The organism is Ruegeria sp. D4 (assembly GCF_056534475.1).
In genome coordinates this window covers 67,333-80,534 of sequence record NZ_JBQFPJ010000010.1, presented here as the reverse complement: position 1 = coordinate 80,534, position 13,202 = coordinate 67,333, and the positions used below count along the sequence as shown (strand labels likewise).

General features: G+C 59.3%; 13 protein-coding genes. 11 read left to right on the top strand and 2 right to left on the bottom strand.

Annotated elements, in window-relative coordinates; all coding sequences use genetic code 11:
• Positions 1–24: 24 nt before the first annotated feature.
• From pepT to ACR0MI_RS14485, 3 genes are all read left to right on the top strand, one after another.
• Positions 25–1,281: a peptidase T gene (gene pepT / locus ACR0MI_RS14495; RefSeq protein ID WP_170817070.1), complete on the top strand. Its 1,257-nt coding sequence runs from the start codon at positions 25–27 to the stop codon at positions 1,279–1,281.
• Between the two features lie 81 nt (positions 1,282–1,362).
• Positions 1,363–1,797, top strand: a complete 435-nt coding sequence (locus tag ACR0MI_RS14490; protein WP_170615285.1) for a DUF4177 domain-containing protein — start codon at positions 1,363–1,365, stop codon at positions 1,795–1,797.
• A 144-nt stretch (positions 1,798–1,941) separates the two neighbouring features.
• On the top strand, positions 1,942–2,841 hold the full coding sequence (locus ACR0MI_RS14485; protein ID WP_480441381.1) for a hypothetical protein: 900 nt from the start codon (positions 1,942–1,944) through the stop codon (positions 2,839–2,841).
• Positions 2,842–2,847: 6 nt separating this feature from the next.
• On the opposite strand, the gene ACR0MI_RS14480 is transcribed toward ACR0MI_RS14485, so the two are convergent.
• Positions 2,848–3,102 (bottom strand): BolA family protein, encoded by a 255-nt coding sequence (locus ACR0MI_RS14480; protein ID WP_170615283.1) that lies wholly within the window; start codon positions 3,100–3,102, stop codon positions 2,848–2,850.
• 107 nt (positions 3,103–3,209) lie between these two features.
• Here ACR0MI_RS14480 and ACR0MI_RS14475 point away from each other — a divergent pair, with 107 nt between their 5' ends.
• Positions 3,210–3,836 (top strand): J domain-containing protein, encoded by a 627-nt coding sequence (locus ACR0MI_RS14475; protein WP_170615281.1) that lies wholly within the window; start codon positions 3,210–3,212, stop codon positions 3,834–3,836.
• Between the two features lie 69 nt (positions 3,837–3,905).
• On the opposite strand, the gene ACR0MI_RS14470 is transcribed toward ACR0MI_RS14475, so the two are convergent.
• Positions 3,906–4,682 (bottom strand): carbon-nitrogen hydrolase family protein, encoded by a 777-nt coding sequence (locus ACR0MI_RS14470; RefSeq protein ID WP_170615279.1) that lies wholly within the window; start codon positions 4,680–4,682, stop codon positions 3,906–3,908.
• Positions 4,683–4,819: 137 nt separating this feature from the next.
• Here ACR0MI_RS14470 and ACR0MI_RS14465 point away from each other — a divergent pair, with 137 nt between their 5' ends.
• The 7 genes from ACR0MI_RS14465 (at position 4,820) to ACR0MI_RS14435 (ending at position 13,197) form a co-directional block, all read left to right on the top strand.
• The gene (locus tag ACR0MI_RS14465) at positions 4,820–5,239 is read left to right on the top strand and encodes an Lrp/AsnC family transcriptional regulator (RefSeq protein ID WP_170615277.1); all 420 of its coding nucleotides are present in this window, start codon (positions 4,820–4,822) and stop codon (positions 5,237–5,239) included.
• A gap of 81 nt (positions 5,240–5,320) precedes the next feature.
• Positions 5,321–5,914 carry a dimethylsulfonioproprionate lyase family protein gene (locus tag ACR0MI_RS14460; RefSeq protein WP_170817071.1) on the top strand — a complete coding sequence of 198 codons (594 nt, stop codon included), beginning with the start codon at positions 5,321–5,323 and terminating at the stop codon, positions 5,912–5,914.
• A gap of 175 nt (positions 5,915–6,089) precedes the next feature.
• Positions 6,090–7,481: an MBOAT family O-acyltransferase gene (locus ACR0MI_RS14455; protein WP_480854715.1), complete on the top strand. Its 1,392-nt coding sequence runs from the start codon at positions 6,090–6,092 to the stop codon at positions 7,479–7,481.
• A 12-nt stretch (positions 7,482–7,493) separates the two neighbouring features.
• On the top strand, positions 7,494–8,570 hold the full coding sequence (locus ACR0MI_RS14450; RefSeq protein ID WP_170615273.1) for an alginate O-acetyltransferase AlgX-related protein: 1,077 nt from the start codon (positions 7,494–7,496) through the stop codon (positions 8,568–8,570).
• A 180-nt stretch (positions 8,571–8,750) separates the two neighbouring features.
• Entirely contained in the window at positions 8,751–9,737 is a 987-nt protein-coding gene (gene cobS, locus ACR0MI_RS14445; protein WP_170615271.1) for a cobaltochelatase subunit CobS, read from the top strand.
• Between the two features lie 121 nt (positions 9,738–9,858).
• Positions 9,859–11,736 (top strand): cobaltochelatase subunit CobT, encoded by a 1,878-nt coding sequence (cobT, locus tag ACR0MI_RS14440; RefSeq protein ID WP_170615270.1) that lies wholly within the window; start codon positions 9,859–9,861, stop codon positions 11,734–11,736.
• A gap of 246 nt (positions 11,737–11,982) precedes the next feature.
• Entirely contained in the window at positions 11,983–13,197 is a 1,215-nt protein-coding gene (locus ACR0MI_RS14435; protein ID WP_170817072.1) for an alpha/beta hydrolase, read from the top strand.
• Positions 13,198–13,202: the final 5 nt, after the last annotated feature.

The following is a 13,202-nucleotide window of genomic DNA, read 5'->3' as shown; positions in this document are numbered from 1 at the left end:
TCCGGGCAAGAGAGGTGAGGTAACATGCAGAAAAGATTTGATCAGGAACTCAAGGACCGGCTGGTCCGGTATGCGGCGATCGACAGTCAGAGCGATGAGACGTCGCCCTCGACCCCAAGTTCGGACATCCAGCTGAACATGCTGAACCTGCTACGCCAGGAACTGACCGAAATCGGCGCGCAGGATGTTGAATTAACAGGTGACAGCGTTGTTGTCGCCACTATCCCCGGAACTGTTCCCGGCCCCACGATCGGGTTTCTGGCCCATGTCGACACCGCCCCGCAGTTCAATGCCACCGGCGTCAAGCCGCGCGTGATCAAGGGGTACAATGGTGGCGAGATCACCTTTCCCGACGACCCCGATCTGGTCCTGTCGCCGGAGGAGCACCCCTATCTCGCCGAAAAGATCGGGCACGATCTGATTACTGCATCGGGCACCACGTTGCTGGGCGCGGATGACAAGGCGGGTGTCTCGATCCTGATGACCATGGCGCGGCATCTGGTTGAAAATCCTGATATTCCGCACGGGCCGATCCGCATCGCCTTTACCCCCGATGAAGAGATCGGGCGCGGTGTTACCGAACAACTACCCAAGGATCTGGGCGCTGATTTCGCATACACTCTGGATGGTCAGGAAGTTGGCGAAATCGAATATGAAAGCTTTTCGGCCGACCGTGCCGTGATCCGGATCGAGGGCGTCTCGATCCACCCCGGGCTTGCGAAGGGAAAAATGGTCAACGCAGCCCATCTGGCAGCTAAGATCGTGCAGACTTTGCCGCAGGCGACGATGACGCCCGAGGTCACAGATGACCGCGAAGGGTTCATTCACATTACCGATATGAATGGCGGCTCCTCCGAGATGGAGATCAAGCTGATCCTGCGCGACTTCGAGCTGGACGCATTGCAGGCGCAGGGCGATCTGGTGCGACAGGTCTGCGCCGCCGTGCAAGCCACGGAGCCACGCGCGGTGATCAGGTGCGAGATTTATCCGCAATACCGCAACATGCGCTATTGGCTGGAAAAGGACATGACCCCGGTTGATCTGGCGCGCGACGCCTGCCGCGACATGGGGATCGAGCCTGTATCTGTTCCGATCCGGGGCGGCACTGACGGGTCGCGCCTGACCGAGTTCGGCACCCCATGCCCCAATATCTTTACCGGGATGCAGTGCATTCACGGCCCGCTGGAATGGATTTCGGTGCAGGACATGGCCGTCGCGACCGAGTTGTGCCTGTCCGTGGCGACCAGGGCAGCGCAGAAACCGGGCAACAGTGGCGGGTAAAATCAGGCATCGGGTCGACGTCTCTTTCGCCCGGCGGTCAACGTGATAACCTGTCCGCCACAGGCATTTCAGGAACGGTTGATGCAGCGCTACGAATACAAGGTTGTCCCCGCCCCGCAAAAAGGCACCAAGGCCAAGGGCGTGAAAACGCCCGAGGGGCGGTTTGCCAATTCGGTCGAACAATTGCTGAACCAGATGGGTCAGGACGGCTGGGAATACCAGCGCGCCGAGTTGCTGCCCAGCGAGGAACGCTCGGGCCTGACCGGATCGACGACCCACTGGCGCAATGTGCTGGTGTTCCGCCGCGCGTTCGAGGCTGAGGTCGCCCCGGTTCCCGTCCCGAGCCCGACGGAGACCCCCGAAGGCGTTCCGCTGGCCCACCCGATCCCGGGACCGGATAAGGTGAAGGCGCCCGAGCCGGATGCGGTTCAGGCCCCGGGACCTATTTCAGCCGAGGTTGATGAGCCGCCCCTGACCTTGCAACCCGGCGAAAAAGCCGACGAAGATTCCAAGTAACAAGCATCAAGACCAGACGGTTCGAATGGTGTGTTTTTGATGGCACGGATTTGACCGACAGGACTGAGACGGTCATCCGATTCAGGGTTTCGGTCGTATCGTTAAGAGATATTTTTTTGACACCCAGAAGGACCCCGTGCTGCGATGAAACCCCGCAAAGCTTATCTTTGTCTTTTTGCCGCCATCGCATGCCAGTTCGCGTTGCCCGCCGTCGCACAACAACGGTTAGGCTGGGTCAGCCAGATCGACGGGCTGGCCGCCTATCAGGGCAGCGCCGATCTGGATCAGGGCGGCGACTTCAGCGCGACGCGGTCGTTCCTGCGGGCTACGGGTTTGTATAATTTTGACAGCGGTACTTCGCTTGGTGTTTCGGTAAGTTTCGGGCAACTGGATTACGATTTCAGCGCAGCGGACAACCAGCCGTGGAACGATATCCGCGACATCCGAGTTTCAACCCCGCTTCGGTTTCAGGCCGGGCGACGGGCCAGCGTGTTCGTATCGCCTCAGATCAGATGGGACTACCAACGAGGTGCCGCATCTTCGGATGGGCGCACATATGGTGTTTTTGCGGGCGTCGCATGGCAGATGAGCGAAAGCTTGACCATCGGCCCGGCATTTGGGGCCTTCTCGCAACTGGAAGATAGCGGTGTGGATGTCTTTCCCGCGTTGTTGGTGGATTGGGACATCAATGATCGCTGGAACTTGAACACCGGATCCGGAATCGGAGCTACGCGAGGGCCGGGGCTGACATTGAGCTATGCGGTGAATGAAGTTTTCAGCCTCTCGCTTTCGGCACGTTCCGAGAAAATCCGCTTCCGGCTAGACGACAACGGGCTGGCTCCAAGCGGGATTGGTGAAGATCAGAGCATCCCGGTGGTTGCGTCCCTCAGCTATGACCCGAATCCCGGCGTGTCAGTAACCGTCTTTGCAGGGGCCGAGTTCGACGGTCGACTGACGCTGGAGGACGAGAACGGTAACGAAATCAGCCGTCAGAACTATGACACGGCCCCTCTGGTCGGTCTCGCCTTCCGGCTGCGGTTCTAAGCGCGATCAGACACCGATATCCAAAGCCAGCGCGTGAATGCGCGGAACCACATCGCCCAGCGCCTTGTGCACAGCGCGGTGGCGGGCAACGCGGGATTGGCCTTCAAACGCGCCTGCGCGGATGCGGACGTTGAAGTGGCTCTCGCCCCCGTCCTGGTATCCGGCATGGCCCCGGTGGCTTTCGCTGTCATCAACCACTTCAAGCTCGCGCGGGTCAAACGCGGCCTGCAGGCGGGATCGGATTTCTTCGGTCACGCTCATTTTTATGCTCATCGGCAAAATTTTTGCCGCCCCCCTCTTCTACTTTCGGCTGCTTAGACTAAACTGCTGCCTCCGAGTCGAAAAGATGTGTTCGTAAGGATCAGAGCATGACGAAATCAGACCCATTCGGATTCGATATGTCCGTTTCCAGCGCCAAGAAAAAGAACCCGCGCGGGCGTCGGGGCATGTCGGGTGCGTCTGAGACCTCGATGCGAATCTGCGATCACGAGGGTTGTGAAGAGGCCGGCAAGTTTCGGGCGCCAAAAGCGCCGGACGTTCTGGATGACTTCTTCTGGTTCTGCCAGCAGCACGTGCGCGAGTATAATCAGAAGTGGAATTTCTTCGACGGCACCACCGAGGCCGAACTGAACGCGCAGCGGTCCAAGGACAAGGTGTGGGAGCGTGAGACCAAACCCATGGGCGACCCCGAGGCGCGCGCCTGGGCCCGGCTGGGCATCGAGGATCCCCACCAGGTGCTGGGCGCCAACGGTACACAGAACAAGGGCCGTACATCAGGTGGCGGCGGGCGCCGCCTGCCCCCGACCGAGCGCCGTGCAATCGAGATTCTGGAAGCCAATGACAGCTGGTCAAAGGCCGAGGTGCGCAAGGCGTACAAGAAACTGATCAAGGTGCTGCACCCGGATATGAACGGCGGCGACCGCAGTCAGGAAGAGCAACTGCAGGAGGTTGTCTGGGCCTGGGATCAGATCAAGGACAGCCGGAACTTCAAATAGACCGGCATCCGGTTGGCCCTGCCGCAAACAATGACAGCAGGACCAGAACGGATCTGGCGCGTCAAACAATCATTCCGGAACGTAGCGCGGATAGGTCGATTTGCTTTGCGCGGCAAAGTCCAGATCGATCTCGACCGTGGCAAAGGGATTGTCAGGGTCGGTGGTGGCCAGCACGTTCCCTTCGGGGTCGATCACCCAAGCCAGACCGCCTGCGTCGGGGGCATCTCCGACAGGGGCCCACAGGTTGGACGACAGGCAATAAGCACCGGAACACACGGCCGAGGCCTGACCGCCGGCCAGCCATTTTTCGACAGAGCCGTGCGGCGTCGCACGCGGCACGCACAACAGATCGGCACGCGAGGCCGCATAGTGGCGGGCCCATTCAAAGAACCACATCTCGGTACAGATCTGGACGCCGACGCGCATCCCCAGAACACGGGCCAGATCAAAGCTCTTGGGTCCGCGATCATACCAGCTGTGCTCATGATAACCCGGTTCATCCGGCAAATAGTATTTCTCGTGCACCGGCGCTGCGTTGTCGGTTTCAGCGGTCCAGACATAGGCCTGATTGCGGCGACTGCCGGCGGCGTTGACAATCGGGCGGGTTCCCATCGCGCCGCGAACGCCCAGTTTCGAAAGCTGCGAAATCCTGTCGTCATGCGCCGCAACGGAGGCAGCCCAGCGCCCGGCATCCGGCGTTGCGTCATGCGCCAACCAGTCGAAAAAACACATCTCGGGCAGCAGCAAAAAATCTGTTCCGGCAGCTTGGACATGATCGGCCAGACCCGACAGGTACTGGTCCAGTTGTGATGGGCGCGGGTCGAGTTGGCAAACGGTGACTTTCACGGCTGCGGTCCTTGGACATGGTTGATATTGCGGATCAGCATGACTGCACCGGAATTGGCGTAACAGCCAGGGAATGGTATCGTTTCGATAGATCTTTAACGATTTGACAGCCATTTTGACGAAAGCGAACACAAGGCATGGACAATATCGATCGGGAACTGCTGCGCCTTCTGAGCGGGGATGCCCGACGTTCGGCCGCCGAACTGGCACGCGAATTGGGTGTGTCGCGGGCCACAATTCAGAACAGGATCGACAAGCTGAAGGCGAACGGCACGATCGCGCGGTTTACGGTGGAACTTGGGGGCAAGGTTGAAAACGCGCTGGTCGATGCACTTGTGCTTTTGAAGCTGGCACCGGGGGACAGCAGACGGATCATCGACCAACTCAGGAGAATTCCCGAAGTTCAGTCGCTTGGCTCCGTGAACGGTGTGTTCGATCTGGTTCTGGAATTGCGCACCTCCTCGCATCAGCGTCTGGATACGGTCCTGATGGATATCCGCCGCATGCCGATGGTGGCCGAAACCAACAGCTGCATCCGCCTTAATCACTTCAAATGAAGCAAATGCCCGCAGCGAAATACCTGTCCGATGTCGCAGGTGGACAAGCCTAAAGGTCCGATTCGATCGTCTGATCACCGCATGGGCAACGATCACCTTTACGACAAACTTCTGCGCCTTGCGCGCGACGCCTATCGCGGCAATCGTGAATTGACGGCCTTTGCGGCGTTTCCGGATGACGTCGAGCGGCAGCCGATCACGCCATTACACCGCCCCTGCGGTGACGCTCTGCGCAACGAAACCGGTTTGTCATCCCAAAACTATGCCGATCTGCAGGATGCCATCGTTGCCGCCGGTCCGGCGGCTGTCTGGCGCGAAACCTACAAGGGCACCAATATCGGGGACCGGTTCCTGCAAAATTTCGGATGCTATTCCATCATCGGCAAAGGCGGGCCATTCACCTCGCGGCAGTTGTGGCTGTGGATCGTCCATATGCCAGCCAGGCTGTATTATCCATGGCACCATCATCCGGGGGAAGAGGCATATTTGGTCGTGTCCGGGTCGGCTGTTTTCAAGCGGCGGGGATGCTCCGACGAAACCCTGCGCGAAGGCGGTACTGTACTGCATCAAAGCAACCAGCCACACGCGATGGAGACATTGGACGCGCCGGTCCTGTGCCTTGTCGCGTGGCGAAACGGGTTCGACACACCGCCTGTTCTGACGCCTTCGAAGTGATAGCCGTGTGGCTTGATCACGCGCAGGGTTCCGGCCAGAGGCTTCGGTTTTCTGGCGCATCGGGCTTGGGCAAACCGGGTGTGGGGCAACTCCTCGCTTGAAAGCGCTTCGGGACTGAGGCAGTAGGTCGTGACCCGCCGCTTTTGAAAGGCTGAGATGCTATTCAATTCCGTTTGTGTTTGTTTTTCTGCCTCTGAGCCTTCTTGGGTTCTACGCAGCCGCAAGACTGCGCAATGCGGATGTGAAACTCTTGTGGATCGCGGCTTGTTCGCTGTTTTTCTATGCCTATTGGCGGCTGGATTACCTGCCAATTCTCTTGGGATCGGTCTGCGTCAACTTTCTTGTGGCCCGGGCCATTCGGCACAAGATGGCGGCGCAGGGGCAGGACGGCGCGGCGCGGGGGCCGCTTGTCGCGGGCATACTGTTCAACCTTGGTCTGCTTGGGTTCTTCAAATACCTTGGATTTGCCGTCGGTATCCTGAATGACGTCACGGGGTCCTTCATCCAGCCGCTGAGCATCGCGTTGCCGCTGGCGATCTCCTTTTTCACTTTTCAGCAAATCGCATTTCTGGTGGACAGCTACAAGCGGATCGCGCGGCCGACGCGGTTTCTGAACTATCTGGTGTTTGTCACCTTCTTCCCGCAGCTCATCGCGGGACCCATCGTGCATCACCATGAGATGATGCCGCAGTTCAAATCGCCTTCGATCGGGATCTTGCGATGGAAAAACCTGTATGTCGGGATAGTGATCTTTGGCATCGGGCTGTTCAAGAAACTGGTCATCGCAGATCAACTGGCGGTCTATGCAGATCAGGGTTTTGCCGATTACGCCAACCTGACCGTTCTGGACACCTGGATTGCGATATTGTCCTACACCTTCCAGCTGTATTTCGACTTCAGCGGTTATACAGATATGGCCATCGGTGCAGCGCGGATGTTCGGCATCCGCCTGCCGCAGAACTTTAACTCGCCCTACAAATCCCTGTCGGTTCAGGATTTCTGGCGCAGGTGGCACATGACGCTGTCGAGTTTTCTGCGCGACCATGTCTATATCCCGCTGGGCGGCGGCTGCCGGTCGTCCGCGCGGGTGTCGGCAAACCTGTTTACAACCTTTCTGCTTGGCGGTATCTGGCACGGCGCAGGCTGGACCTTTGTGATCTGGGGTGCCGTTCACGGCGCTGTTCTGGTGGCCGAGCGCTATCTGGCCCGGCTGAAGGTCCGCCTGCCGAATCCGGCCCGCTGGGCAATTACCTTTTTGATCGTGCATTGCGCCTGGGTCTATTTCCGGGCCGACAGCGTGGCGCAGGCCAACAGCATTCTTCGAACAATGTTTGGCCAGGGTGCATCGAACTCCGGTAGCAGCCATGTGGTGATCATCGACAGCGACACTGCGGCGGTTGCCATTCTTGCCGCGTTCTTCGTGGCGCTGGCCCTGCCCAACACGAACCAGTTTGTGCGCAACCTCAACCCGCAATGGAAAACCGTTTTCGCCGGAATGGCCTTTGGCACCGCCTGTACGGCGATGCTGGCCACGCGCAGCGACGTTTTCCTTTATTTCAACTTCTGAGGAACGGGCCGGATGATGTACCGCAATCGTTTCCTTCTGGTCAGCGCCATCGCGGCGGTTGTGTTCCTGTTTCTGCCCATCACCACTCTGTTGGCGCGCCTGCAGGTGCAGGACGGGCCGCTTGTGCCGGAGGACCGTCGCGCATTATGGTCCGTGAACAATGCCGAAGGCATGCTGGCGCTAGGGTTGTGGTCCTGCTGCGGCGTCTCACTTAACACCGATCAGGTGGTGATCGGGCAATCGGGCTATCTGTTTCTGGGCAACGGTCACAATCGTGTGCTCGACAGAACGTCGGGCCGGAAGATGCCCGATGCCAGAGATGTTGCGGGCTGGGCGGATCATCTGCGGCAGTTCTCGGACGGGCTGCAGGCGCGGGGTTCGGATTTCCTGCTTGTGATCGCGCCGAACAAGCATACGATCTATCCGGAATTTCTGCCGCCCGAAGTGGCACCAGCGGACATTACCGGCACGGACATGTTTATTGAGGCCGCGCGTGAACAAAATCTGCCGCTGCTGGATTTGCGCACCCTGATGACGGGACTGAAGGCCACCGCTCAGGCCTACCTGAAAACCGATACGCATTGGACAAACCTGGGGGCCGCGCGAAGGTATGAAGCGACTTTGGAGGCCCTTGGGCCCTACTATGATCCGATTGCCTACACGGCAGAGGAACTGGAACACACATCGGGTGATCTGGCCAATCTGCTGAAAGTTCGGGATTTGCTGGGCCACCGCCATGAAACGGACTATGCAATCGGATTTGAGAATTTGGTGGTCTGCGCAGGTGCAACTCCGTTCATCGGAATCGTACCTGACATCTGTACGGCAGAAGCCGGCGACGGAGGGGGTTTTGAGACGACATTTGCGCCTGCCGCCATAAATCCCGGCACCGCGTTGCTAATCTGCGATTCATTCTGCGAGGCGAACATCGCGCTTTATCGCCGCACGTTCCGGATCGTTCACAAGGTACAATGGCAGGATCTTTTAGATCGAGACATGGCGGGACAGATCGATCGCCTGCAGCCCGATGTGGTCATTATCCAACTTGTCGAACGAAACTTGTTCGAGCCTCGCCTGCACCTGCAATAGGTTGAAAGGCCCGCCGGATACGGGCCGCCGGATTGCGATACCCACGATTTATGGTCAGTTTCAAAGAAACATCCGGCCAGCTAAAGGAACGGGCGGCTTTCCCTTGCCCTTGTCCGCAATATGTTGCACCACACACGGGTTCAAACCCGGAGAGCGGGGCAAAGGATAAGGACAAGGCGCATGGCTGACGGATCGATCGATATCAACGCAAAACCAACCGAAGACATCTCGGTCCGTGACGTATTTGGAATTGACAGCAATATGGCGGTCAAGGGGTTCGCCGAGCGCAGCGACCGCGTTCCGGTAATCGACCCGACCTACAAGTTCGACCCCGAAACCACGCTGGCGATCCTGGCGGGTTTTTCGCACAATCGCCGCGTGATGATCCAAGGTTATCACGGCACCGGGAAATCGACCCATATCGAACAGGTCGCCGCGCGTCTGAACTGGCCTGCCGTACGTGTGAACCTGGACAGCCACATCAGCCGGATCGACCTGATCGGCAAGGACGCGATCAAGCTGCGCGACGGCAAACAGGTGACCGAATTCCACGAAGGCATCCTGCCCTGGGCGCTGCGCAACCCCGTCGCCATTGTCTTCGACGAATATGATGCGGGCCGTGCCGACGTGATGTTCGTGATCCAGCGTGTTCTGGAACATGACGGCAAGCTGACCCTGCTGGACCAGAACGAGATCATCACACCGAACCCGAACTTCCGCCTGTTCGCGACCGCCAACACCGTGGGTCTTGGCGATACCACCGGCCTTTATCACGGCACGCAACAGATCAACCAGGCGCAGATGGATCGCTGGTCGCTGGTTTCGACCCTGAACTATCTGAGCCATGATGCCGAAACGATGATCGTGCTGTCAAAGGCACCGCACTACAACACCGCCGAGGGCCGCAAGACCGTCAGCCAGATGGTGACCGTTGCTGACCTAACCCGGACGGCCTTCATGAATGGCGATCTGTCCACGGTGATGAGCCCGCGGACCGTGATCAACTGGGCCCAGAACGCTGAGATTTTCCGCAATGTGGGTTACGCTTTCCGCCTGTCATTCCTGAACAAGTGCGATGAGTTGGAGCGCCAGACCGTGGCCGAGTTCTATCAGCGCTGTTTCGACGAGGAACTGCCCGAGAGCGCGGCGAGTGCGAGCCTGGGGTAAGCACCTGAACTGCGCCCGTTTCGGGCGCAATGCCTCCGGCGGGGATATTTTTGGCCAGATGAAGGCGGATCCGTTATTGTTTTCCAGGCCGGGCTGGTCACTTTGATGAGGGCTTAAGGACATGGCACAGAAGAACGACAACCCCGCCGATCCTTTCAAGAAGGCCTTGGCCGAGGCCACCAAGGTGATGGCCGACGATCCCGAGCTTTCGGTCAGCTATACGGTCGACCCGTCGGGCCTGTCCGGCGAATCGATGCGATTGCCGCAGGTCTCTCGTCGCATGACACGGGAAGAGGTGTTGCTGGCGCGCGGCACGGCGGATGCTCTGGCGCTGCAGCGGCGGTATCATGACGATGCGACCCATGCGCGTTATGCGCCTCCGGGCGATATGGCGCGGGATCTTTATGAGGCGATGGAAGTTGCCCGTTGTGAAGCGATGGGCGCACGGGACATGCCCGGGACTGCCAGCAATATCGATGTCAAGATCAGCCACGAGGCGATCCGGCGCGGATATGACCAGTGCAAACAGCCTGCAGATGCGCCGCTTGCAGTGGCCGCGGGCTATCTGATCCGGCATCTGGCGACCGGGCGGGATCTGCCGCCGGCGGCCGAGAACATCATGAACCTTTGGCGCGGGTTCATCGAAGAACAGGCGGGTGGCGTGCTGGAGAACCTTGAAGAGGTTCTGTCGGACCAGGCGGAATTCGCAAGGTTTGCTCGTCAGATGATCAAGGATCTGGGCTATGGCGACCAGCTGGGCGAGGACCCGGACGAGCTGGACGACGAGCAGGAAGATCAGGCCGAAGACGACGCCGAGGAACAGCCCGACCCCGACAGCACCGGGCAGGACGATCAGGACGAGCAGGACGCCGACGCCACCCCCGAACAGACGCAGGAAGAGCAGCAGGATCAGTCTCAGGCGCAGGTCTCGATGGACGAGATGGCCGAGGATGAGATGGGCGAAGAGGCCGAGATGCCCGATGGCGAGGCCCCACTGGAGCCGCCTGCCCCGCCGCCCGCGTCTGAAGCGGATCCCGACTACAAGGTTTACCTGAGCACCCATGACGAGGAGATCGCCGCCGAGGATCTCGCGGAACCGGCCGAGTTGGAGCGGCTGCGGGCCTATCTGGATCAGCAGCTGGAGCCTTTGAAAGGGGCGGTTTCGCGCCTGGCCAACAAGCTGCAGCGCCGGTTGCAGGCGCAGCAGAACCGGTCTTGGGAGTTTGACCGCGAGGAAGGCATTCTGGACGCGGGCCGTCTGGCGCGGGTGGTGGCGAACCCCACGACGCCGCTAAGCTTCAAGGTCGAGAAGGATACCGAGTTCCGCGACACCGTGGTGACGCTGCTTTTGGACAATTCGGGCTCGATGCGCGGGCGTCCAATCTCAATCGCGGCCATCTGTGCCGATGTTCTGGCGCGGACGCTGGAGCGCTGCAACGTCAAGGTCGAAATTCTGGGCTTTACCACACGGGCATGGAAAGGCGGTCAGGCGCGTGAGGCCTGGCTGAACGATGGACGCCCACAGCAACCCGGCCGTCTGAACGACCTGCGCCACATCATCTACAAAGGTGCGGACGCCCCTTGGCGTCGTGCACGACCTAATTTGGGTCTGATGATGAAAGAAGGCCTATTGAAGGAAAACATCGACGGCGAAGCCCTGGAATGGGCACATCGCCGGATGCTGGCGCGGCGCGAACAGCGCAAAATCCTGATGGTGATTTCGGACGGTGCGCCGGTTGATGATTCAACTCTGAGCGTTAACCCTGCGAATTATCTGGAAAAACACCTGCGTGACGTGATTGCGATGGTGGAAAAACGCAAGATGGTCGAGTTGCTGGCCATCGGTATCGGCCATGACGTGACCCGGTACTATGACCGGGCCGTAACTATCACGGATGTCGAGCAGTTGGCAGGTGCCATGACCGAGCAGCTGGCGGCTCTGTTCGACAGCGACCCGCGGGCGCGGGCTCGGGTCATGGGCATGAAGCGGGCCAGCTAGATCCGTTGACGTCGCCCTGCCGGGCGGCATAGCATCCCAAGAAACCAGCCCCAGATTGACGATCCGGCTGTCGGAGCAATTCGGGGCTGGGTATTAATGTGCCCGTGGCGAACGGCCTTGTGGTGCAATAACGCGATATCGAAGGGTGGCATCATCCGAAGCTCCTGTTTGTTGCCTCTAATTTGGCAACGGCGCTGCCCTCTCGCTTGAAGACAATCCTGAGAAACCCCCGAGAAACCTTTGGGAATGCCATTGAACCTTGTGGCCCCAATCGAAACGGAGTGTACTCAGCCCATGCGCTATGAGTTTGCAGATTGTATTCTGGACGTTGACCGCCACGTGCTGTTGCGCGGGGGCGAAGCGGTTCCGGTTGAACCTCAGGTCTTTGATCTGCTGGAGTTACTGGTTGAAAGCCCCGGCAAGCTGGTTGCACGCGAAGAGATCATCGAGCGGGTCTGGCATGGTCGGTTTGTCTCGGAATCGACCATAAGCGCCCGCATCGCTGCAGCACGCAAGGCAGTAGGCGATGATGGCAAGACGCAACGGATCATCCGGACAATTGTGCGGCGTGGCCTGCAGATGGCGGCTGAAGTCAGCCGTGATTCAGAGCCTGCACAAAACGGCGAACATCGAACCCAGCGGCTAAGATATGCCCGGGGACATGACGGTCAGGCGATTGCCTTTGCCATGTCCGGAAAAGGCCCTCCGGTTCTGAGGGTCGGTTCCATCGTTTATGATCTTGAGGCAGAGTGGCGGCTGGCTTCAGAGCGGACCTACCTTGAAGCGATGGGCGCAAAGTTCACGATGTTGCGTTACAACAAAAGCCACCAGTCCCATTGGGGCGACCCCTGCCGGGCCAATTACGAAGGGGTTGCTGAAGACATTCTGGCGGTGACGCAGGCCGCAGGATTTGACCGGTTTGCCATTGTCTCGGAATTCGGCGGCGTATTCTCGGCCTTGCAATTCGCCACGAAATATCCCGCGCACGTCAGCAGGCTGGCGATTGTTGGCGGCTGGGCAGAAGGGCGCGATCATCGTGAAGGTGTGGCGGGGCCGGATTCGATCCGCAACCTGATCATCGAAGGCTGGAAAGACCCCGGGAGCGGTTATGCGGTTGGCTCGCTGTTGAGCTACTTTCCCGAGGGACCTTTGGAAGCCGTGCGCGAAATTGTGAACGAGATGCAGACGCTCTATTCCGTCGAACAGAAACTTTATCAGCGCGACAGTGGAAATACCGCCTCAGTTCTGCATCTTTTGCCGCAAGTGCAATGCCCGACGCCGGTCCTGCATGGGCGCAACAGCGCCGTCCACCCCTTATCCGAGGCGCGAAAACTGGCAGCCGGTATTCCCGACGCTTCGCTTGTCATTCTGGAAACCGCCAATCACATTCCTCTGCCCGGAAACGACGTTTACGACTCTTACATCGAGACGCTGAAAGGCTTTCTGGGCGCAACCGAATAGTGTCG